This is a genomic window from Gelidibacter sediminis (genome assembly GCF_004364975.1).
GTDB classification, from domain to species: domain Bacteria; phylum Bacteroidota; class Bacteroidia; order Flavobacteriales; family Flavobacteriaceae; genus Gelidibacter; species Gelidibacter sediminis.
In genome coordinates, this window is sequence record NZ_SOBW01000008.1 from 445,203 (window position 1) to 469,491 (window position 24,289).

Here is a 24,289-nt window from a genome sequence, read left to right on the forward strand (position 1 = left end):
GTAAAAATTACCTTAAGAATGATATCACAAGAGCAATTCAATTCAGAAATAGACATAATCATTGCCAATGCCATCAGAGAAGATGTAGGTGATGGCGACCATAGTTCTTTAGCATGCATCCCTGCATCAGCTCAAGGCAAGGCAAAACTATTGGTGAAAGATGAAGGTGTTATTGCAGGAATTGCGTTTGCGAAACAGGTGTTACAATATGTAGATAAAGATTTGAAGGTGGAAACACTGCTAGAGGATGGTGCAAAAGTGACCTATGGGGATATTGCATTTTATGTTGAAGGCGCATCTCAATCTATTTTAAAGGCAGAACGTTTAGTGCTCAATGCAATGCAGCGTATGAGTGCCATTGCTACCAAAACGAAGACTTTTGTGGACTTATTGGAGGGTACAGGAACTAAAATATTAGATACTAGAAAAACCACCCCGGGGATTCGTGCACTTGAAAAATGGGCGGTCAAAATAGGTGGGGGTGAGAACCATAGATTTGCTTTATATGACATGGTGATGCTGAAGGATAATCATATCGATTTTGCTGGCGGAATTACAAAGGCAATTACCAAAACGAAAGCCTATTTAAAGGAAAACAACTTAGATCTTAAAATCATTGTAGAGGCTAGAAATCTGGATGAAATAAAAGAAATTCTTAAAACGGATGGAGTTTATAGAATTTTAATTGATAATTTTAACTATGCTGATACCAAAACCGCAGTCGCATTAATAGGCGACCAGTGTTTGACGGAATCTTCAGGCGGCATCAATGAGGACACTGCAAGGGAATATGCCTTGTGTGGTGTGGATTTTATTTCTTCTGGAGCGCTTACCCATTCAGTTTATAATATGGACTTAAGCTTAAAGGCTGTTTAAATGTCTGATACACCAGATGCAAATATTGAGGACGAAATCGAGGATAAACTCGAGCGGATTCCCGTTTTAAAACAACTCATTAGACTTCTTAAGAAAATTGAGCTGCCTGCTTTAGAAGGGCTGACACTCTATTATTTTTTAAGACTGTATGGTAAAGGCATTATAAAAGGTGCTGTAACAAGTAGGGCCAGTGCTATTGCATTCAGTTTCTTTACAGCTATATTTCCGTTTTTATTGTTTATTATAATCCTTATCCCATATATTCCAGTAGCGGGGTTTGAATATGAATTTAAAGGATTCCTCAACTCTGTGTTGCCACCTCAAACTTCCGATTTCTTTTTTGAAAATATCTTTCAAAATATTTACAAGGGAGAAAATGGCGGATTAATGTCTACTGTGTTTTTATTGTCCATTTTTTTAATGGCCAACGGTATTAGTGCGCTGTTTTCTGGATTTGAAAGTTCCTACCACCAACAACTGACCCGTAGCGTTGTGAAACAATATTTGTACTCATTGTTTGTGGCACTGATTTTAGTTTTTCTACTGATTATTACTATCGCGGTAATTGGATACTTCCAGATTTATGTTATTCAGAGATTGTTGTATTATATGGATAAACAAGGCTATGAGACCTATGAGGAAGGCTTGTTTATGGCGGCCATTGCAAAATATATATTTTTTGTTTTTATGGTCTATGTTGCCACAGCTACAATATATTATTTCGGAACCAAGGAAGGTAAGCATTCTAAGTTCTTTTCAGCAGGGGCCTTGCTGACCACTATATTAATCATTGTCTTTTCATATTTGTTTGGAATTTATGTAACTTATTTTTCCACCTATAATGAACTGTATGGCTCCATTGGTGCCTTGTTAATTCTATTGTTTTATTTATGGCTTAATTCCAATATTCTGTTGTTGGGCTTTGAGCTTAATGCTACTATCAGACGTTTAAAGAAGTACAACGATTCTAAAAAACAGGATCAAATTCTATCTTAATTATAACATGTTACACTATATTGATGTTATTCTTCCCATTCCTTTGGAAAAGCTGTTTACCTACAGCATTACTACTGCGGAATCTGAGTTTTTGAAACCGGGCATGCGTGTGGCGGTGCCATTTGGTAAAAGCAAGATTTATACAGGCCTAGTATTTAATATACATCAACAAAAACCAGTGGCTTATGATGCGAAGGAAATTCATCAAATACTAGATGAGGCACCAATTACAACGGCCAATCAATTAAAGCATTGGCAATGGATTGCCCAGTATTATATGTGTACACTTGGGGATGTGCTTAGAGCTGCATTGCCTAATTCTTTTTTGCTTGAGAGTGAGACCATTATCACAAAAAATTTAGATAAAACGATTAATGATGAAGACCTAAAAGATGAGGAGTTTTTGGTTTATGAGGCTTTGCACCATCAGTCGTCATTAAAAATTCAGGATTTGATCAGTATCTTGGATAAGAAAAATGTGTTCCCTGTCATCAATGCGTTGTTAGATAAAGATGCCATAGTGCTGCAGGAGGAAGTTTATGAGAAATACAAACCAAAATTAGTACGGTATGTAAAGCTGAATCCGCGCTATTCAGATCCGGCTAAATTGCAAAGTTTGTTGGAGGAATTAAGTCGAGCGCCAAAACAACGGGACGTAATCATGACCTTGTTTTCAATCTCTGCCCAAACAAAAAAGCCTGTAAAGGTGTCAGACTTGTCAGAAGCCAGTGAGGCGTCTTCAACCATCATAAAAACGCTCATCGACAAGGAGGTTTTTGAGGAATATTATATACAAGAGGACCGAGTAGGGTATTCAGGAGATGCCAATGAAGATTCCAAAACACTCAATAACCATCAGGAGAAAGCACTGACAGAAATAAAACACACCTTTGAACAGCATAATATTACTTTGCTTCACGGCGTGACTTCTTCAGGGAAAACTGAAGTATATGTCAAACTTATAGAAGACGTGATAGCAACTGGTAAACAAGTGTTATACTTACTTCCGGAAATTGCACTGACCACACAGTTGGTTACACGTCTTGAGAATTATTTTGGAGGGAAAGTTTCTGTATACCATTCTAAATATTCGGCACACGAGCGTTTTGAATTGTGGCATAATGTCTTAGAAAATCAACCCAAAGCACAGATCATCTTAGGCGCACGCTCATCTATTTTTCTGCCTTATCACGATTTGGGGCTGGTAATTGTTGATGAAGAACATGAAACCTCTTTTAAGCAGTTTGATCCTGCACCAAGGTATCATGCGCGTGATGCAGCTATTGTTTTAGCGTCGCTATTTGATAGTAAAACCTTGCTGGGGTCAGCAACCCCGAGCTTGGAAAGTTACTATAATGTGCAACAAGGCAAATATGGGTTGGTTGAAATTACACAGCGTTTTAATGATGTGTTGATGCCGGATATCGAATTGGTTGATATTCAAGACAAGCACAAGCGCAAGCGGATGAATGGCCATTTTAGCGATCGGTTGATTGAAGAAATGACCGAGGCGTTAAAGGAAGGTCATCAAATTATCCTATTTCAAAATCGGCGTGGTTTTTCGCCTATAGTAGAATGTACTACTTGCGGACATGCACCACAATGTTCCAATTGTGATGTGAGCTTAACCTACCATCAATATAAAAATGAATTGCGATGCCATTACTGCGGATATTATACCGCCATGCAAAAGACCTGTATGGCTTGTGGCAGCGTAGAACTAGATAATAAAGGCTTCGGAACAGAACAAGTACAGGAAGAAGCCCAGGTTATTTTTCCAGAACATAAAGTGGCTCGGATGGATTTGGATACCACCCGGGGTAAATTTGGTTATGAAAAGATTATTCGGGCGTTTGAGGAGAAGGAGATTGATATTTTAGTGGGCACCCAGATGCTGACCAAGGGTCTCGATTTTAGAAATGTGAAGTTAGTGGGCATCATGAATGCTGATAATATGCTCAATTTTCCAGATTTTAGGGCGCATGAGCGTAGCTTCCAGTTAATGCTGCAGGTATCTGGTAGGGCAGGGCGTACGGATGAACGCGGGAAGGTACTCATTCAAACCTACAATCCACACCATCGCATTTTGCAACAAGTGTCAACAAATAATTACGCTGAAATGTATGTTGAGCAAATTGATGAGCGCCACAATTTTAATTATCCACCCATCTACAGGTTGATTAAAATCACCCTAAAACATAGAGATTTTAATAAAGTCAATATTGGTGCGGAGTGGTATGCTACGGCATTACGTCAGGTATTTAAAAATTATATCTTAGGACCGGAATTTCCGCCAGTTTCTAGAATCAGAAATCAGTTCCATAAAAATATCCTTATTAAGATTCCGCCACAACAGTCATTAGGGAAAACGAAAAAGGCCATTGCAAAAGTTAACAATAGTTTTTTGAGTATTAAGGATTTTAGATCCGTTAGGGTAATTCTAAATATTGATAATTATTAGTGAGATAGAAATTTGGTACAAATTTCGTAATCGAACTTATCTTAGATTTTAACGGAATTTCATCTGCTACGTGCTTTTAGTTTAGAATTTTGAAAACATTTCTAAAATAAAAAATCCCGCTGTATTGCGGGATTAAGAGTTTACTCGTCAGGGTTTGGATATAGAAAACTAGGGCAAATTTTCACAATCGCAATAACCCAAGCGTCAAGCGCTGATAGTTTTGTATTACAGAATTTAAAAGTTAAAACTCTAATCTATAAGTTGTAATAATTAAATTTATAGAACCTTAACAACTGCTATTGCCAATACATTAAATGTTATTCAACGCGTCTACAAGTTCTGATTTTTTATTTCTACTTAACGGGATTTCATAAGCACCCACTTCAACATTTTTACTGTTAAAACGGTCAACTTTATCAAGATTGACAATGTACGACTTGTGAATTCTTAAAAATTTTCCTTCTGGAAGTTCTTGTTCAAAAGCTTTCATGGTAGAAAGCACCACTAAGCTGTTCTCTTCAGTCACTAATTTCACGTAATCACCAAGAGCTTCAATCCATTTGATGTCCTTAATGTATACTTTACGTTTTTTAAGATTACTTTTTACAAAAATATGCTCTCCATCAGTTTCATTGAAATCGAGTTTCAATTTGTGTTGTTCTACGGCTTTTTCTACAGCAGTATTAAAACGCTCTCTGGTGATTGGCTTTTGTAAATAATCGGTGGCATCATAGTTAAACGCTTTAAACGCGTATTCCGTTTTGCCAGTGACAAATATGATTTGGGGTTTGTTGTTGAGAACATCAAGCAGCTCAAAGCCGTTGAGAACAGGCATTTCAATGTCCAAAAATATAAGGTCGACTTTATGGGTATTTAAGCCGTTTTTGGTTTCTAATGCGCTGCTATATTCTGCAATAAGGTTAAGCGATGAATGATTTTCAATTAACTTTACAATCGATAACCGTTGTATCGCAGAGTCATCAACTACTACACAGTTTAAAGTCATAACATTTCATTTGTTTAGGTTAAGATATCGACAATAGTACAAAAAATTCGGATAAAAACCAAAAAACATCGGTAAAGCGTTAAGTTTAACATTTTCTTTCTGGTGGAAATCTGAAGTAAAATTACTTTAAATTTAGTTGTCAATACAAGAAATATTGATTATTTTTGCACTCATTTTTAATTAATAAATAGAATTATATGAATCATTATGAAACTGTTTTCATCTTAAATCCCGTTTTATCTGAGACCCAGATAAAGGAAACAGTAGAGAAATACGAAGATTTTCTTGTTTCTAGAGGAGCGAAGATGGTAGCCAAAGAAGATTGGGGCTTAAAAAAATTAGCTTATCCAATCCAGAACAAAAAAAGTGGATTCTACCACTTATTTGAGTACACTGTAGATGGTGAAGTTATCAATCCGTTAGAAGTAGAGTTTAGACGTGATGAGCGTTTTATGCGTTATTTAACTGTAAAGTTAGACAAACATGCTATTTCTTGGGCAGAAAGAAGAAGAACTAAACTTAAACAAAAAGCATAATTATGTCATCAATAGAACAACAAGCTAAAGGAAAAAAAGATGGTGAGATCAGATATTTGACACCATTGAATATTGACACAAGCAAAACTAAGAAATACTGTCGTTTTAAGAAGTCAGGCATTAAATATGTTGATTATAAAGATGCAGATTGGTTATTAGGTTTTGTAAACGAGCAAGGTAAATTGTTACCAAGACGTTTAACAGGTACATCTTTAAAATACCAAAGAAAAGTTTCTGTTGCAGTAAAGAGAGCGCGTCACTTAGCGTTGATGCCTTATGTAGCAGATTTATTAAAATAATTAAAACATAACTATGGAACTTATATTAAAACAAGACGTTGAAAATTTAGGATTTAAAGACGATATTGTAACGGTTAAGAACGGTTATGGTAGAAATTTTTTAATTCCTCAAGGACAAGCTATTATGGCAACTGTTTCAGCTAAAAAAGTATTGGCTGAAAACTTAAAGCAACGCGCGTTCAAAGACAAACAAATTATTGCAGAAGCTCAAAAAGAAGCTGACGCGATTAAAGCATTAGATATCAAACTAACTTCTAAAGCAGCTGCTGGAGCAACTGCTGGAGACAAGATTTTTGGTTCTATAACCAATATCGATTTGGCAAATGCATTGAACAACGAAGGCATTTCAATTGATAAAAAGTATATCGCTATTACAGGTGGTAACATCAAACGTTTAGGTCAGTATGATGCTGTTATCAGACTTCATAGAGATGTAACGGTAGATATGACTTTTGAAGTTATTGCAGAAGCATAATTTTTAAAGCTCATTTTTAAGAAGCCTCAATCCTTTACTGGAATGAGGCTTTTTTCATAATTAAAACTTAATTGCAATGAAATATACAAGACTCACTAAAGAACAATTTGAAGAATTACACCAAGAGTTTATCAACTTTTTAGCTACACAATCCATCACAGCTGACGAATGGGCCGATATTAAGGCCAATAAACCTGAAGTTGCTGAAGAAGAATTGGATATTTTTAGTGATTTGGTCTGGGAAGGCGTTTTGTCTAAAGTAGCGTATTTAGAGCATATTTCGCCTCAGCAAATGCACCTGTTTCATTTAAAGGAAACAGACATGCAATTAATTGCAATTAAAATAAATTCTGACACGGTAGATTTGACAACTACTGAAGGATTTGAGTGGTTTAGAAACAACTTATTATCTGATGATGTAGAATTTTTAACGGCCAATAAAGCCTATTCTGAAGACAAAGCCTTAGATAAATTTAAGCTCATCCAGCAAGGTGGAGTGATAACAAAAGGTGATTTATACAGGTATTTTGAAAAGTTAGTGGTGAAGTAGCAGTCCAAACTTCTATGTTCTCTTCTCTCTAATCTCAGCTTTCTTTACCAAAAAAAACTATTCATAACGCAAAGACTCTACAGGGTCCAATTTGGCCGCTTTGACCGCTGGAAGCAGCCCAGCAACCACAGCTACAATAAAAGCGATGGAAAAGGCGCTAAACATAGCTAACCACGGTGTAGAGAACTCGAAGTCGGCCGCAGCTGACACTGCATAACCAATTAGCACGCCCAATATAATTCCAATAATGCCGCCCAATTGGCCAATAATAATGGCTTCCATAAAGAATTGGGTGGCTATGGTTTTCTTTTTTGCACCTAATGCTTTTCGAACGCCAATTTCACGCGTACGCTCGGTTACTGATACAAACAGGATATTCATGAGCGCAATGGACGACCCTAAAATAGTCACCATGCTTATTACCCAGGCAGCAATATAAAGATAGTCTGTAATTGAACCAATTCGGTTAATCAAATCATCACTGCGTTCCAAGCCAAAATTATTTTCCTCTATAGGGTTGAGTGCCCTGATATTTCTAAATGTTAAAATGGCATCATCCTGAGCGCCCTCCAACATATCTTTATTATCAGTCTTAACACTTAAGCTGTAATTGATATTCGGACTTGTAAACAATGTTCTCGCTTTTTGTATGGGTATCATGACCCGTAAATCTTGATTATTGCCAAACGTAGACCCCTTTGTTTTTAATACACCAATCACTTTAAACTTGGCACCTCTTACGCTAATTGTTTGTCCAATAGGGTTAACATCATCTAAAATGGCTTTCACCAAATCACTTCCTATGACACATAAGTTGGAACTATTGTCAATATCGAACACATTAAACTCACGACCCTCAGCCACTTCCAGTCCGGAATTTTGAATAAAATTTTCATTGATACCCAATACCGTAACTTCTGGATCGGTTTTTCTATTTTCAAATTTTACTTCGGCAGTCTGTGTGCCTATAAAAGAGACAGACACTTTGGTAAAAGGAAACTGGTATTTTTCTTCAAAGGCTTTAACATCGCGATAACTGATAATCGGATTTATTTTTTGGACTTCCTTGCCACTTTGACGTTGCGTTGTAAATTCGTAGCGTTGAATATTAAAAGTGTTGGCGCCCATGGAGGAAAAGTCGCTAGAAATAGTGTTCTCTAACGCCGACACTGCACTCAAAATACCCACCAAAGCTGTTATGCCAATGGCAATAATCAAAACGGTCAGAATGGTGCGTAGCAATTGGGTGCGGATGGAGTTTAAGGCAATTCTAATATTCTCTCTGAATAATGAAAACATAAATGTATAGTGTTCTTTTGACGGTTGATAGCTATAAGACTACAAACGGTCAATAAAGTTACTATAAATTTGAAATAACCGCTTTATTATTTATGATTCCGGCAAAAAATATCAATGATTTTGTACTGGCGAAGTAAAGGTGTTAATAATTTTCAATAGAATCCATCCAGAATAGTATTTGCTCATTGTTTTGGTTCTATATTCTCCAAATTGTAATATTTTTGCAGCAGTAATTTATTAACTGAGATTCCTGCCCGTGCAGGAAGATAAAAGAAATTCCCGTTTTTGCGGGAAATAAACATGGCAAAAAAACCAAGCATCCCAAAAGGCACGAGAGATTTTAATCCGGAAGAAGTTGCAAAACGCAATTATATTTTTAATACGATACGTCAAAACTTTGAACGTTTCGGATTTCAACCTATTGAAACCCCGAGTTTTGAAAATTCAGAGACGTTGATGGGGAAATATGGTGAGGAAGGTGATCGATTGATTTTTAAGATATTGAATTCTGGCGACTTTTTAAGTAAAGCAGACCAACAGGCTTTAAATGCGAAAGATTTCACAAAAATAACAAGTTCCATCTCAGAAAAGGCGCTGCGATATGATTTGACGGTACCATTTGCAAGATACGTAGTGCAACACCAAAACGAGATTGAATTTCCATTTAAACGTTACCAAATTCAGCCGGTATGGAGAGCAGATAGACCTCAAAAAGGCCGTTTTAGAGAGTTTTTTCAATGTGATGCCGATGTGGTGGGTTCACAATCCTTATGGCAGGAAGTGGAATTCGTACAGTTGTACGATGCCGTTTTTACAGCCCTTAAGTTGGAAGGGGTCACCATAAAAATTAACAATCGTAAAATTTTATCTGGAATAGCTGAAGTTATTGGAGCACAAGATAAATTGATAGATTTTACGGTTGCTTTAGATAAATTAGATAAGATAGGTGAGGAGAAGGTTAAGGAAGAAATGCTAGGTAAAGGCATTCCGCAATCTGGCATTGATAAATTGCAGCCTTTGTTTAGTTTGTCAGGATCATTTGAATCGCAAATTGAACAACTAAAATCCATTTTATCCACTTCGGAAGAAGGTAAAATGGGGATCGAAGAGTTGGAATTCATTGATAAAGCCATTTCTGAATTACAGTTACAAACAGCAAATTTACAATTGGATGTGACTTTAGCTCGCGGCCTCAACTATTATACTGGTGCAATTTTTGAAGTTTCTGCACCAAAGGGTGTGGAGATGGGTTCTATTGGCGGCGGCGGGCGTTACGATGATCTTACCGGAATTTTTGGGTTGAAGGATGTGAGTGGTGTGGGTATTAGTTTTGGATTGGACCGTATTTATTTAGTGCTGGAAGCCTTGAATTTATTCCCAGAAACAATTACCAATACCGTTAAAGCCTTGTTTATCAATTTTGGTGAAGCGGAAGCTATGGCCAGTATGAAAGCTGTGAAAGAATTGCGATCAAACGGTATCAATGCTGAATTGTTTCCGGACCATAAAAAGACTATTAAACAGTTTAATTATGCCAACAAGCGCAACATTCCAAATGTTGTATTGGTGGGTGAATCTGAATTGCAATCACAAACCTTTACACTTAAAAATATGGCTTCGGGAGAACAGCAGTCTGTTAATTTACAAACCTTGGTGCGTTTGTTGGGAGACGCTTAGTAATGTCTCATGTTATGAGGTAGGGCTGCTCAGAGTGTCACAGGGATTCACAGAGGGGTTTGAAATCGTGAAAATAAGGTTTTAGTCTAATTTCTTTTTTATTTAAAATTGCCAAAACAAAACATTCAAAGTGGCTTCGTGCGTAGTAAAGCGCTCTAAGACGGAAGGGTCAACTTATTTTGTAAACCAAATTTCTCAGGTTTTTAAGCCTTGTGAGTTTTTTGTTTTTTCTACAACCTAGCCGAACTTCCAATAAATTAAAGCGTGAGTCCCCATTCATCGCGTTGAATAAATCCTTCCCTTATTTCAAGGGAAGGTGGATTAAAGCGCAGTAAAGCGCTTTATGACGGAAGGGTTATTAAATTAGCTATACCAAACATCTATTGTCCTTAATAAAATAAAAAAATCGCCTACTCTAATTAAAGAATAGACGATTACAGTGATTGGTTGGTTAAATTTAGAATTTAAGAATCACTTTTCTTGTTGTTGCTATTGGTATGTAATATAAGAATTATTTCAGAATTATAAATTCGCAACGTCTGTTGATGGAATGTTCTTCATCACTACACTTATCACCACAATCTACCAACGGCACACGTTCACCATAGCCTTTAGATTTTAATCGTTTACGATCTATGCCATTTTCTACTAAATATTCAAGCGTTGCCGCTGCTCTTTGGTGCGATAGGTGCAAATTGTAAAGGTCAGATGCTCTATTATCTGTATGGGCGCCTAATTCAATTTCCATTCGTGGGTATTTATTCAGCAATCCTACCAAAACGTCCAATGTTTTTGCAGCTTGTGGTTTGATGTCCCATTTATTAAAATCAAAATAGATATTTTCTAATTCAATATAGATATACCCGTCATCTTTGGTCACCACAATTTCTTCAGCATCATCATAAGATTCAATGGTAAGCTCAATATTAAAAGTAATATTGCCATCATCATTGGTGGTAAATGTTTCTGTAGTAGGAATGTAAAATGCCTGATGGCCTTCAATGGTATAGGTTTTATTTGGCTCTGTATTAAATACATATTGGGCATCATCACCTACTACCATTTGTCCCAATATTGTGCCATCTTCATCAAATAAAGTTACAGTGGTGCCCGGGAGTAGATTTTTAGAATTCTTATCTCTTACATCTCCCACGACCGTAAATTGACGCTCGTTTTCTTTACGGGTAAACGCATATAAATTATCAGATCCTATGCGGTTAGAGGCAAAGTATCCTGTATCATCATCTTCATTAACAATATAGCCAAAGTCATCTAATTCTGAATTGATTGTCTCGCCCAAATTTAAAGGTTTAGCATAGACGTCATCAAACACTTTGCTCATAAAAATATCCAATCCGCCCATGCCCTGATGGCCGTCTGAAGCAAAATAGAGCGTATTTTCAGAATCGATAAATGGAAATTGTTCTCTATGGATTGTATTAATAGTATTGCCCATATGCACTGGATTACCGTATTCAGTTTTAATATATCCTTCAGGGTGTTTTGTAATATCAACATAAAAAATGTCAAAAGAGCCTAAACTTCCTGGCATATCACTAGAAAAGTATAATCTTGTATTGTCTTTATTAAGCACAGGATGTTGCGTAGAGTAGAGGTCACTACTAAAGGGTAGTACTTCAACATTAGTCCATAGGGTATCTATAAGTTCAGCTTTATACAATTTTACCGTGGCTACCAATTCTGCACCTACAAGTACACGCTCATCATTGGTTCGTGAAAAGTACATGGTTTTACCATCAGAGGTAAAGGTGGCATTACTCTCATGTGTATTGGTGTTGATCTCCTCTGAGAAAGGTTTAATGTTTATCAGTCTACTGTCTTTTGAAACTTCAGCCTTATAAAGGTCTAAATAGGGCTTGTTATTCCATGAATATATGGGATTTTTGCTATTTCTTAAGGATGCAAACACCACTTTATCACCAAAATAGGATATACCGAAGTCGCCAGTTCTCGCGCTTTGGCTCATCACTTTAATTTCGTAGGTATATGGGACTAATTTTTTGAGATTCTCTATAAACTTTCTGGAGTTTACCGCATAACCCAGATATTCGCCCATAATTTTATCGGCATTTTCATAATCTTTGACACCCTTTAAAGCTTGGGCATATCTAAAATACAGTTCTGGCTGTAAACTATCTTTATATTTGGTAAACAACCCAGTATAAGGCGTTCTTGCCAATTTCATTTCTCCATTAAAATAATAGGAGTCACCTAATTTCTGCAGTACTTCCTGACTTGGGTCAAGACCTTGATACATTTGTGCCGCCTCAGCATACGCTTTTTGCTCAAATAAGGCATTTGCCCTTTTTAAGCTCGGCCTTTGCGCATGGACTGTCCATTGCGATGCGAGTAGACAGAAGAGTATGCAAACGTGTTTCATGAGTCTTATTTTAGAAAAATCTTGGCGATTTATCATATCCTTTTTGTTTTCCTAATTTATCAATATCAAATAAAATCATGATTTCATGAGATCCTGAGTTGAACTTTCCAAGATTGGATAGCGTATGATCGTAGGCATACCCAATGCGCATAGACGGGCTAATATTGAAGTTAACAAGTCCTGAAAGTGCATCCTCCAAACGATATCCTGCCCCAATTTCAATTTTATTATTTATAAGCATATTTGCTGTAACGTCAATAGATAAAGGAGCTCCTGACACCGCTTTGGTCATAAATGCGGGCTTTAATTTTAAATTGTCGTTAAGATCAAAAACATAGCCTCCCGTCAAAAAGAAATGCAATTCTTCAGCGCCATTTGTTACTATACCACTATCGTTTTCAAGATGCTTTGAATGTAATAAGTTGGGTACTGAGAAACCAACATAGTAATTATCACCATACACATAAGCGCCAGTTCCAATGTTTGGAAAAGTTCTACTTAAATTATTAGCGAAAGCTGGATCTGGTAATTCATCAGAATAGACAAATCCATCAAAATTAGTACTATAGAAAGTGGCGCCCGCCTTCAGGCCTAACGACAATTTAGTACGTTCTCCAAGATTTAGTATATAAGCAAAATCAGCATATACATTGGTTTCATTGACCACATTGCCAATTTGATCGTTAATGATTGAAACGCCAACTTGAATTTTTTCTTTCAAAGGGACATGAACAAATAAAGAGCCCGTTGTTGGGGCGCCTTCCATACCAATCCATTGAGATCGGTATAACACGCCCACATTGATGTCTTCACCTTCTGTAGCATAAGCAGGGTTAATGACACTCATATTGTACATGTATTGGGTGTATTGTGGATCTTGTTGCGCCACACTGATCACCCCTATACAAAACAGGAATGAACTAAGCGTATATTTTAAAGTTTTAATGTTCATGATACATCTTTTCACTTTACCTGCTAAGGTAGACTCTACCTTGTATCGATTTTGTGGTTTGGTCGTTAAATTCTAATATATAAAAATATACACCTACAGGTAGTGCTCCGTTTCCAACCTCGCGACCTTGATTTGATCTACCATCCCAATTTGGAGTGCTACTATCACCCTTATAAAGAATATTACCATACCTGTTATAAATTTGTAATCTGAAATTAGGATAGAGTTCCGTAAGATTTTTAATTACAAACTCATCGTTGATATTGTCTCCATTAGGGCTGAATCCATCAGGAATAATAAGAACTAAAGGTTCACAGCGCTCAATACTAACCGTTACTTCCAATCGGGTATCGGAACTGCAGCCACTAGCAGTGCGGCCCTCAGCATAATAAGTTGTTCCATCTATAAGTGCATTATTTAAGTCGTAAGCATTGCCGTTTTCTGAGGCATCATACCATATGACTGTATTTGTACCAATTATGTTATTGCTTAAATCAGCAATAGTTGGTTCATCTTCAAGACAGAAAGCATTACCATCACTTACTAATTGTGGTGTTTGAGATTTTTCTATAGTAAATTGAACGTTAGGATTAGTTTCAGAACTCGTACCACAATTAGTTGTAGAATTAATAAGATTGGTAATAGTTAATGTGGTAATGCCTGCATTAGCCAGTTGTGATGCGGGAAGTGTAAATGTTGCAGAGCCATTGGTAACGGTAACCTCTATAGAGCCATTAAATAAATTGGAACCTGTAATACTATATTCAATTTGGTATATGCCATCTAGAAGTTGGGTGGCTCCAGAAAGATTGATGGTTGCCGCATCATTAAGACAAATTATGTCAGATGTGAGTACAAGTCCTATACTGTTTGGAGGTGTGACAATTTTTACGGTTACCGTTGCAGTATCAATGCCACAAGATGTTTCAACGGTATATGTGTAAATGCCATCACTATCTTTTGTTGGATCAAAAATACCCGTACCACTAGATAATGCTGGCGACCAAGTGCCTCCAATGTCTGGAGTACCACTAAGCGATTCAAACAAATCAACTGGTAGGTCATTAGTGCAAATGTCTAGAGCGCCGTTGGTTCCTGCACTTGGAACTTTATCTATGCTTACTGAAACAGTAGCGCTCGAAGGTTCACAGGAACCGTTTCCACTAACAGTATATGTGTAAACACCTTCAGCATCTTTAGTAGGATCAAAAATACCAGTGCCACTAGATAACGCAGGAGACCAAATTCCTCCTGATTGTGGCGAGCCGCCCAAACTATTGAATAGATCTTCAGGGGCGCTCTCCATACAAATAATAAGATTGCCATAGGTACCGGGTTGTGGTGCTGGAGTAATAGATACTGATACACTTGCAGATACCGGTCCGCACGGGGCATCACCGGTTACGGTATAGGTATAGTTGCCGGGCGCATCTTGCGATGGATCGAACATTCCGGAACCGCTGGCCAATGCTGGCGACCAAGTGCCCCCTGGCTCAGGTGTTCCTTCTAAACTGTCAAACAAATCAACTGGTGCATCATTACTACAGATGACCAGACTGCCATTTTCACCAGCGTTAGGGAGCGGATTTACGGTAACTGTAACAAATGCTGTTGCATCACCACAAGGAGTGATCCCGGAGACATTATAGATATAGGTGCCGGCAGCATCTTTTGAAGGATCAAAAACGCCAGTGCCGCTGGTCAATGCCGGCGACCAAGTGCCCCCGGGCTGTGGTGTGCCACCCAGACTGTTAAATAGATCTTCAGGACTGCTATCTATGCATACAACCAACGCACCATTGGTGCCCGGTTGGGCCTCAGGATTGACGGTCACGTTTACTGAGGCGGATGCCGGTCCGCACGGGGCATCACCGGTTACGGTATAGGTATAGTTGCCGGGCGCATCTTGCGATGGATCGAACATTCCGGAACCGCTGGCCAATGCTGGCGACCAAATGCCCCCTGGCTCAGGTGATCCTTCTAAACTGTCAAACAAATCAACTGGAGCATCATTGCTACAGATGACCAGACTGCCATTTTCACCAGGGTTAGGGAGCGGATTGACGGTAACTGTAACAGAGGCTGTTGCATCACCACAAGGGGTGATCCCGGAGACATTATAGGTATAGGTGCCGGCAGCATCTTTTGAAGGATCGAAAACGCCAGTGCCACTGGCCAATGCCGGCGACCAAGTGCCCCCGGGCTGTGGTGTGCCACCCAGACTGTTAAATAGGTCTACAGGACTGCTGTCTATGCATACAACCAACGCACCATTGGTGCCCGGTTGGGCCTCAGGATTGACGGTCACGTTTACCGAGGCGGATGCCGGTCCGCACGGGGCATCACCGGTTACGGTATAGGTATAGTTGCCGGGTGCATCTTGCGATGGATCGAACATTCCGGAACCGCTGGCCAATGCTGGCGACCAAGTGCCCCCTGGCTCAGGTGTCCCTTCTAAACTGTCAAACAAATCAACTGGTGCATCATTGCTACATAACACCAAATTGCCATTTGTTCCAGGATTTGGAGGCGCAATAATGGTTATGGTAACGGTAGAGGTGCTTGTAGGACAAGAATCTGAAGTGACATCATAAGAAAAAACATAAGGACTTCCCTCTGCCGTCATATCTGAAACAACCACTGTACCTTGACTGCCATTAGTTGTAGCGTACGGCCCTCTCCAGGTGCCGTTCGTAGCTGGACTTCCTCCCAATGCATCAAATAAATTAATAGGCCCTGTACTTGAAACGTCAGTAGAGCATATGTCAATACTGCCGTTAGTTCCCGAATCATTTGGAGCCACAAATTGAACAGTAACTTCAAGGCGTTCCTCACTTTCACAAATGTCGTCATACGTAGTTGCATAGTAAGTTTGCCCATCAACCAATAAGGTGTCATCTGGGAGTGGAGAACCTGAAGAGATGGTGCTGTACCAATGGTTGGTACCACTAGCTACTAAGTTGGCAATTGTAGGTTGGGTGCCTGAACAAAATTCTTGAAGGGCATCGCCAGTAGGTACTGGTGTTACACCTACATTAACATAAACAGAACGTCTTGAAGATCTGCAGCCTGTATCCGGATTGCCTTGATCTACATAATATATTGTATCGTCATTTAAAACAGTAGTTGATGCAAGTGGTGTACCACCATTAGCCCTATCGTACCATTGTATGTCATTGCCTCCAGCAAATAAATTTGCAATAGTCGCTTCATTGGCAGAGTCTACACAAACCCCTTGAAAACTCAGTCCAGATGGCGGTCCGTATATCTTAACCTCTACGCGTTGTCTCGTACCACAGGAACCAGTAGCATTGTCAGCAAAATAATCTTCTCCATTAATAAGTCCTGTAGAGTTGGAAAGCCTTGTGGTAGAAGTTGCTGTAGCATACCAAAACACACCACCGCCATTGTTGGTGGCGTCCAAGTCGCTAATCATGGGGGCCTCGAGGTCGCAAAAGCTTTGAAATTGGTTGGTCACGGTGGGACATTGAGAATACCCAGAGGTGACACTGCCCAATAGGAATAACGTCACAACAAAAAGTTGATAATAGAGCTGGTTGGGTATCTTTTTTCTCATAAATAATTAAGACGGCACATTGTATGCAGCCATTCAAAGGTATTCTGGTTAGTTAGCTTCCTTTAGGTTCGCTTCAGAATCATACTGCAATATATAAATCCCTTCATTGCTAAATCCACCTAAAGTGTTTTTCTCATAATCAAATTTCAACTGCGTATATTCCGTGGTGTCATTCTCAGCAGAGTGTTGAAAACTTTCCTGTTGGAGCATTCTGAGCAAACTGTCAAATGTAATATCAAATCCTAACATCACATTTGATGTAGGAAGCAAGTTATAATTTTTTTGATAGGTTTTAATAAATTGTTTTGAATTTTCTGTAGGCGCTGCAGGTGTTAAGGATGGATATATCATTTTTAGAATTCGGAATCTCAGTGTAGATACATCATCACCATCTGGTATTAATCCGCTTTCCAAAACTGCCAATTGAAGTTTGTAATTTGATAATTCGGTTAACATAGTAGTGGTAGCACTTAAAAATACACTGTTTCTTTCGCTGTCTATTACCACAACGTTGAGTTGATTCTTTCTAAATTTCGAAATTAATTCTTCTTCATTAAAAGTCCCATTCTTCCGAATGTTTACAAAATCAGTGGCTGGAACATGATTTTCAATAAACGCTTTACTTTCTGAACGGTTAACATCACTAAGAACGATAATGTGGGCTTGGTTCTGCTTTATATAATTCAACACTTTTAAACGCTGTTGATTGATGGATGGCAGTGCACTATATAAGTTATTAGTATTGCTCTGATGTGCAATAGTCGAGGCTGTAATAACCGGGATGTTCCGTTCTACTGTGTAGTCCGCAATGTCTTCTTCTACAGAATCATAAAAAGGCACAACAATGGCATCATATTTATTGATATTATGTGCTTCGGCTAAATCCATTATCTTGGAATTCCGTTGATTTGTTAGTGTTTCAACTATTTCAACGTTCAGCCTCAGCTTTAGGGCTCTAAGTGAGTCTATTGCTATGGTTGCTCCTTTATAAAATTCGAGGTGACGTTTTTTAAAGTCTTCAGAAACAATATCAAAATTATACCCATTAACGGCATAATTTTGAAATTCAGTTTGAGAAAAAGGTAGAAAGAATATAATATTTTTAAGCTCGCTTGACTTGGCTGTACTTCTTAAATCTTTATAGCGGGAAGTGGACCTTAGGGCAGTACTAGGTGTTGTTTCATCTGATAAGGTTACAGCACCATTGACAGGCATTTTAATAATAGTTCCTATTTGTACAGATTCCTTTAATTGCGGATTTAACTCCAAAAATTCTGGCATGGTCATCCCTGCCCGTTTTGCCAAACCAAATAAGGTTTCTTTAGGTTTTACCTCATAGTTGATGTACTGCTTATCAGAAACAGAATCGCTATTGGTAATTGTTGGAGCATTAGTTTGTTCATCTGTTTGAGGCCGTTGAGGTGTCTCCGCTACGTTATCAATGGTTGGTGTTTCTTTTTCATTCACTGGTTCGTCAAGGTCTCTCTCAACTTCTGTTTCAGCAATTTCTTCTTCAGCTAGTGGTTTAGATGCTGGGGCATTTTCTGGTACTGTAGTAATTAGGTCAGAAGTGTCATCTGCAGTCGCAGCTTCAGGCTTTGGAATTTTTATAGTATGTCCTGCCATCAACATGGTTCTGATGTGAGGATTTTCACGTTCCAATTCAGCAATTGTTACGCCGTATTTTTTAGAGAGTCCATATTTAGAATCGCCTTTTTGAACCAAATAGGTGCTGAAATTGGTATTTGATGCAGATTGTCCACTTGACGGAATTCGTAAACGTTGTCCTTCTTTTAATACACCAGAGAGTAAATCCGTATTAGCATTGGTCAACTCATTTACTGTTAAACCATTGGCTTGGGAAAGGCCCCATAGCGTTTCTCCTTTTTTTACAATGTAAAACTGTTCTGTAGAAGATGACGTGCGGGTTGGTGTAGCCGATGTTGGAAGGTTTGAATTGCTGGTGCTCGGTGCTGGTACATTAGGATTTGAGTTGGCGTAAATTTCAAGAACTTGTTCAGTCTGTAACCCAGAGACAATTTGCGGATTTTGGGATTCGAGTTCAGGGATGGTGAGGCCAAATCGTTTTGATAAGCCATATTTAGTGTCCCCCTTTTTAACCGTATAACTCACAGAAGTTTGCTTAACAGTGGCCCTTATGGAATCTGAAATACTTTTGATGACTGGGGCTTTAATTTTACTGGCTGGAATGGTAAGTGTGTCGCCTTCGTTAAGATTCGCGATGACACCTGGGTTTGCAATTTGCAACTCATATGGCGTCACGTTGTACTTTTTGGCAATGGAACTCAAGGTTTCACCACTGCTTATGGTGTGTTTTTTAAGATTCTCTTGTGCTATGACATTGGTAAGGCTCAAACATAAGAGCGTAAAAAACACAAAAAGTCGCTTCATTTTAATCACAGACTATCGAGGGTTAGTTATTTGGATTGTAATAATCTGATAAAAATACCAAAAAAATCCTTTAAGAGTGCCGACTTAGATGAATTTAATTTGGATCATGGACGTACATTTGTCAAAATTTTCGCTCCAAAATAGTAAATAGTATTTTAAAAGTCTACTATTTCAAATTTTATAAGGCGTGTTAATTGCCTAAATTGTGTTGTATCAGTACTGTACCTTCTCGTATTATAGCACATATATTAGGTGTGTAAACTAAAACGTAATTGATGGCATGGCTTCTATCTCATATTAAAAGCTACCTCTAAAAAGATTTAATTCAGATGCGGGTAATTCAGCTGAAGTTTCTATTTTTAACCACTCCTAGAACGCAATTGAACTAATGCATCTCAGTAGGAAATTCCTAATTAGATTCAGCACATACAAAGCTTAACACTATTTTAAATCCAGATCACCTATGAAAATTCTCCATACATCAGACTGGCACATTGGAAAACAATTGCATAAAATTGATTTGGCGCCAGATTTAAACCTGTTTTTTGATTGGTTGTTAGACACAATTGTTACAGAGCATATAGATGTCTTGTTGGTTTCTGGTGATGTATTTGATCAGGCAAACCCTTCTCAAGCTTCATTAAAGCAGTATTACGGTTTTTTAAAACGGATGATTGGTACCAACTGTAGAATTATCATCACGGGCGGCAATCACGATTCGGCATCGGTGTTGAACGCCCCCAAAGAAATTCTCGGATTTTTGAATATTGATGTGATAGGTGGCGCACCGGAGACAGTTGAGGAGCTTTTCTTTCGGTTCGATAAAGGCGACGAGCAGGTGGTAATTGCAGGGGTTCCGTTTTTACGGGATAAGGACATTCGTAAATCGGTAGCAGGAGAGTCCTACAGTGACAAAATTGTCCAAATTAAAGCAGGAATTCAAACGTATTTTTCAACTATAAATGCGCATTATAGCCAGCACTATGCGGGCTGTTGTTTTATAGTTATGGGACATTTATATGTGCAGGGCGCTCAAGTTTCGGAAAGTATGAGGGATATCCAAATTGGGAATCAAGCGGGCGTTCTTGGCACCGTGTTTGGAGAGGCCCCAGATTATGTTGCATTGGGCCATATTCATAAACCTTATGCTGTCTCCGTTACTAAAAACGTGCATTATTCAGGATCGCCAATATGTTTAAGTTTTAGCGAAAAGGATGAAATTAAGCAAGTCAATATTGTTACAGTTCAGGATAAAAATGTGTCCGTTGAAATTGTACCCATACCAAGGTTCAGAAATTTGGTAGCTTTTAATGGGTCTTTGGAGACAGTTAAAAAACAGTTGGACGATTATAAGCTGGACACACCATTGGTGTCTTTGGCGGAAATTGTTATAAATGAACCCAATGAAAATGTACAAATCAGGCGCGATTTGGATACGCTCCTAGAAACTTATAACAATCCACACTTGATGATTGTCAAATCAAAATTAAATTTTACCCATAAAATTAGAGGTGCCTCTGAAGCGTTTATTCCAGGTGTTAGCGTTGCTGATGTCAGCCCTATGGAAATGTTTGAAAAACGATTGGAACTGGACGGACACCATGAGGATGTGGAGGAGTTGAAACATGCATTTCGTCAAATTTTAGAGGAACTTAACCTGTAAGTTATGAAGATCAGTAAAATTAGTTTTAAGAATATACATTCATTGCGCGGCGAACACCATATCGATTTCCTTTCGGGGCCACTCGCTGAAAGCGGGCTGTTTGCTATAACCGGAGCTACGGGCTCAGGAAAATCGACGTTGTTAGACGTCATTACTTTGGCCTTGTACAATAGAGTGCCCCGGATTGGGGCCATCAGCAAATCTGTTATTGATGGAGAAGGAGGAATCATGACCCGAAACACCCAAGACTGTTATGCCGAAGTAGAGTATATTGTAAATGGCAAAATTTTCCGTTCCCACTGGTCTATAGAACGAAATAGGAATGACAATCTCAACGACCGCAAGCAGGAAATAATTGATGTTTTAACAGGTATGATTATTGAAAGTGGCAAAGCCTCGGTACCACTTAAAAATGAAGAATTAATTGGGCTTAGTTATGACCAATTTGTAAAGGCTATGGTGCTGTCTCAAGGACAGTTTAGTAAGTTGTTACAGGCCAGAAGAGATGAGCGCAACAAGTTGTTGGAAGACATTACAGGTGCAAAAGATTATAGAGCCATCGGGGCCGCGGTCTTTAATAAGTATAAAGTAGCAGTTGCTGCATGTAAAGCGCAGGACATCAAGCTTGGCGAAATAGAATTGCTCCCAGAAAAAGAACGTCAATCTTTAGAGAAACAAGCATCGGATCTGATTAAAGGCAAGGAAGGTCAACGCAAAAATCTAGAGGCTTTAAAGATTGAAATTGAACACCGAAAAGGAATGCTGAAGCAAGAGTCCATACTAACTATTAATGAAAAACAGCAACAGGAGCTGGCGCTTGCTTTAGAAACGTTTAAACATGAGGAGCGTTTGTTGGAGCAGCATGCCAAGTACGTGGGACATAATGTGCTTATTGCAAATTTTGAGCAAAAAGTGAATAGTTTACAGGAGCTAACAGAGACATTAAAACTTCAAACTACATCTTATAATGCCGTTGTAAAAGAGAAAGAGGCATTATTGGACACCGCAACTGTGCTTGTGGGCAAAAAAATTGAGGAGGAACACTTTGTGGAGTCCTTAACCCAACTCCGTAATACGGTAAACGCTTTAAAAGTACAAGAAAATATTGCCAGTTCACAGGCTCAGATACATGAGGCACAGATTAAAAAGATTCTTGAAGATATTAATGCTGATAGTTTAAGGGTGCCGTTCAACACTCATCCTGTTAAATTTAAAACGTCCATTCTCCCTGTAAAGGAAAAGGTACAACAGTTTTTGAAATCGGTTCAAATTGATAGAGAAGAAGATTTGGTTGCTAGGGAATCTCGGGCTAAGGAAAAATCTGTTTTGCTCAATGACTTAAAATTGGCGGTGACGCAGTATGCTTCCGAGGTAAAAAATTTGGAATCGAAAGATGCAGAATTGAAGGGGAGCACTAAATTGGCAGAGAGCTATCAGGTGCAGCTCAAAAATTTGGAGAAAACGTTAAAACCTTTAGAACAGGAAGTCGATACCTTAACCAGGGCAGAAGAGATGCGAAAACAGCATCAAAGCTTGGAGACCCACCGCTCTAGTTTGGTAAAAGGTGAGCCCTGTCCGTTATGTGGCGCTTTAGAGCATCCGTTTGCACAGCAACAACCTCGTTTTGATGTGCAGGCAGATGTCCTTAAATCGAAACAGGAATTATTGACAACCAAACGTGAGTTGAAAATTGCAACACAAGCCCATATAAAAAATGAGTTGGAAAAGAGCCACACCATACAGAGCAACATTCAAGAACTGACACAAGCTCTTAAACCAAGGAGACAGACGATTGAAAAGTTGAGTAATGCATTTGGAGTAGCATGTGTCGAAAGCATGGCTGCGCTAAAAGATCTGGAATTGACAGTTACGACCGATCTAAAACTTGTAGAGCGGGTAAAAAGGGCCTTTGGTTTACAAAAAGCATTCCATAATTTAACACATACCACGGCACAGTGGATTGAAAGTTCTGAACAGAAAACTATTAAAGAGACGGAGCGGAAGAAACTTTATGCTGCTGATGATATTGATACTAAAGTGCAGGTGCTATTGAGCAAATGGACACAAACATTGGAAAAAATAAATCATACCAGCAAGCAGATTTCAGAGAGTAACCGTAAGCTGAAGTCCGTTTCAGAAGAAAAACTGGATCTTGAGCAACAGCTCCAACGTATTTTAAAGACTGAAGGGATTGAAAGCATTGCGCAACTAAAACAGTACATCCTCTCTGAGTCAAAGGCTGAAGACATCCGAAAGAAGAAACAAAGTTTTCAATTGCAGCAAGAGCGTTTAAAAACTGAAAAACAAAATGCATTAAAGGAAATTGAAGCCTTCAAAATTAATGTTACGTCTACGTTGCCAATTGCCGATCTACAATCCAACTACCTGAAGTTGGAAGAGGATTTTAGTCGTTTAAATGAGCATATAGGTGCGCTTAAAACGACATTGGAAGCAGATAAAAAGGCGAAAGAAAAACAAGCAATCTTGTTGGCACAATTAAAGGACCTTAAAAAGGAAGAGGTCTTGTGGAAAACGATGAACAGTTTGATAGGGGACGCCAATGGAAAACGCTTTTCAAATTTTGTGCAAGACCTTACCTTGGAGCAGTTGATAGGCTATACCAATCTACGCTTAAAAGATTTAAGTGATCGTTACCGAGTAGATATCCCAACAGCGGATGAGGCCGATAAAAACGATTCGTTAAAAGTTTTCGATAGTCATCAGGGTGATGCAAGACGTTCAATAAACACCTTATCTGGAGGCGAAACGTTTATGGTGAGTTTGGCTATGGCTTTTGCATTGTCTGATCTGGCGGCTAAAAATGTAAAGATTGAATCCATTTTTATTGATGAAGGTTTTGGAACGTTAGATCCGGACACTTTAAATCAGGCCATAACCATCTTGGAGAAAATGCAGAATGAAGGCGACAAGTCTATAGGGGTTATTTCCCATGTAGAAGCGTTAAAAGAACGTATTACCACACAAATCCGATTGGAAAAAACAGGTTCAGGCTATAGTACCATTCAAATTGTTTAAAAATGATATGTTGAAATTATACGGGCTCGAAATTGGTTAAAAAAGTCTAAAAGCCTCTAGTTTACAAGGTGCC

Annotated in this window: 16 protein-coding genes; 10 read left to right on the plus strand and 6 right to left on the minus strand. The window is 38.5% G+C overall.

What is annotated here, in order from left to right:
- Window positions 1-18 precede the first annotated feature (18 nt).
- From nadC to priA, 3 genes are read left to right on the plus strand one after another with little or no spacing between them, the layout of a single operon-like run.
- Window positions 19-876 (plus strand): carboxylating nicotinate-nucleotide diphosphorylase, encoded by an 858-nt coding sequence (gene nadC, locus BXY82_RS08650; protein WP_133757802.1) that lies wholly within the window; start codon window positions 19-21, stop codon window positions 874-876.
- Window positions 877-1,872 (plus strand): YihY/virulence factor BrkB family protein, encoded by a 996-nt coding sequence (locus BXY82_RS08655; protein ID WP_394345929.1) that lies wholly within the window; start codon window positions 877-879, stop codon window positions 1,870-1,872. It begins immediately after the preceding gene.
- Window positions 1,873-1,879: 7 nt separating this feature from the next.
- Entirely contained in the window at window positions 1,880-4,333 is a 2,454-nt protein-coding gene (gene priA / locus BXY82_RS08660) for a replication restart helicase PriA (RefSeq protein ID WP_133757803.1), read from the plus strand.
- Between the two features lie 310 nt (window positions 4,334-4,643).
- Here the strand turns inward: priA and BXY82_RS08665 are convergent, their stop codons facing one another.
- Window positions 4,644-5,339, minus strand: a complete 696-nt coding sequence (locus tag BXY82_RS08665; RefSeq protein ID WP_133757804.1) for a LytR/AlgR family response regulator transcription factor — start codon at window positions 5,337-5,339, stop codon at window positions 4,644-4,646.
- Between the two features lie 197 nt (window positions 5,340-5,536).
- Between BXY82_RS08665 and rpsF the strand changes: the two genes are divergently transcribed.
- The 4 genes from rpsF to BXY82_RS08685 all read left to right on the plus strand — a co-directional run bounded on the left by rpsF (window position 5,537) and on the right by BXY82_RS08685 (window position 7,199).
- Entirely contained in the window at window positions 5,537-5,875 is a 339-nt protein-coding gene (rpsF, locus tag BXY82_RS08670; RefSeq protein ID WP_133757805.1) for a 30S ribosomal protein S6, read from the plus strand.
- A 2-nt stretch (window positions 5,876-5,877) separates the two neighbouring features.
- On the plus strand, window positions 5,878-6,174 hold the full coding sequence (rpsR, locus tag BXY82_RS08675; RefSeq protein ID WP_033961670.1) for a 30S ribosomal protein S18: 297 nt from the start codon (window positions 5,878-5,880) through the stop codon (window positions 6,172-6,174).
- A gap of 13 nt (window positions 6,175-6,187) precedes the next feature.
- Window positions 6,188-6,649 carry a 50S ribosomal protein L9 gene (rplI, locus tag BXY82_RS08680; RefSeq protein WP_133757806.1) on the plus strand — a complete coding sequence of 154 codons (462 nt, stop codon included), beginning with the start codon at window positions 6,188-6,190 and terminating at the stop codon, window positions 6,647-6,649.
- A 76-nt stretch (window positions 6,650-6,725) separates the two neighbouring features.
- A complete protein-coding gene (locus tag BXY82_RS08685) occupies window positions 6,726-7,199 on the plus strand; it encodes a DUF6495 family protein (RefSeq protein ID WP_133757807.1) in 474 nt (157 codons plus the stop codon).
- A 57-nt stretch (window positions 7,200-7,256) separates the two neighbouring features.
- On the opposite strand, the gene BXY82_RS08690 is transcribed toward BXY82_RS08685, so the two are convergent.
- Window positions 7,257-8,498 carry an ABC transporter permease gene (locus tag BXY82_RS08690; RefSeq protein ID WP_133757808.1) on the minus strand — a complete coding sequence of 414 codons (1,242 nt, stop codon included), beginning with the start codon at window positions 8,496-8,498 and terminating at the stop codon, window positions 7,257-7,259.
- A 300-nt stretch (window positions 8,499-8,798) separates the two neighbouring features.
- On the opposite strand from BXY82_RS08690, the gene hisS reads away from it, so the two are divergent.
- Entirely contained in the window at window positions 8,799-10,175 is a 1,377-nt protein-coding gene (gene hisS, locus BXY82_RS08695) for a histidine--tRNA ligase (protein ID WP_133757809.1), read from the plus strand.
- A 511-nt stretch (window positions 10,176-10,686) separates the two neighbouring features.
- On the opposite strand, the gene BXY82_RS08700 is transcribed toward hisS, so the two are convergent.
- The 4 genes from BXY82_RS08700 to BXY82_RS08715 are packed head-to-tail and all read right to left on the minus strand — an operon-like array spanning window position 10,687 to window position 19,517.
- Window positions 10,687-12,576, minus strand: a complete 1,890-nt coding sequence (locus tag BXY82_RS08700; protein ID WP_133757810.1) for an OmpA family protein — start codon at window positions 12,574-12,576, stop codon at window positions 10,687-10,689.
- Window positions 12,577-12,586: 10 nt separating this feature from the next.
- Window positions 12,587-13,528 carry a PorP/SprF family type IX secretion system membrane protein gene (locus BXY82_RS08705; protein WP_133757811.1) on the minus strand — a complete coding sequence of 314 codons (942 nt, stop codon included), beginning with the start codon at window positions 13,526-13,528 and terminating at the stop codon, window positions 12,587-12,589.
- 16 nt (window positions 13,529-13,544) lie between these two features.
- Window positions 13,545-17,105: a gliding motility-associated C-terminal domain-containing protein gene (locus tag BXY82_RS08710; protein ID WP_133757812.1), complete on the minus strand. Its 3,561-nt coding sequence runs from the start codon at window positions 17,103-17,105 to the stop codon at window positions 13,545-13,547.
- 48 nt (window positions 17,106-17,153) lie between these two features.
- Complete coding sequence (locus BXY82_RS08715; protein ID WP_133757813.1) at window positions 17,154-19,517, minus strand: LysM peptidoglycan-binding domain-containing protein; 2,364 nt, start codon at window positions 19,515-19,517, stop codon at window positions 17,154-17,156.
- 463 nt (window positions 19,518-19,980) lie between these two features.
- Here BXY82_RS08715 and sbcD point away from each other — a divergent pair, with 463 nt between their 5' ends.
- Window positions 19,981-21,180, plus strand: a complete 1,200-nt coding sequence (gene sbcD / locus BXY82_RS08720; protein ID WP_133757814.1) for an exonuclease subunit SbcD — start codon at window positions 19,981-19,983, stop codon at window positions 21,178-21,180.
- A 3-nt stretch (window positions 21,181-21,183) separates the two neighbouring features.
- Complete coding sequence (locus tag BXY82_RS08725; protein WP_133757815.1) at window positions 21,184-24,216, plus strand: SbcC/MukB-like Walker B domain-containing protein; 3,033 nt, start codon at window positions 21,184-21,186, stop codon at window positions 24,214-24,216.
- Window positions 24,217-24,289 lie beyond the last annotated feature (73 nt).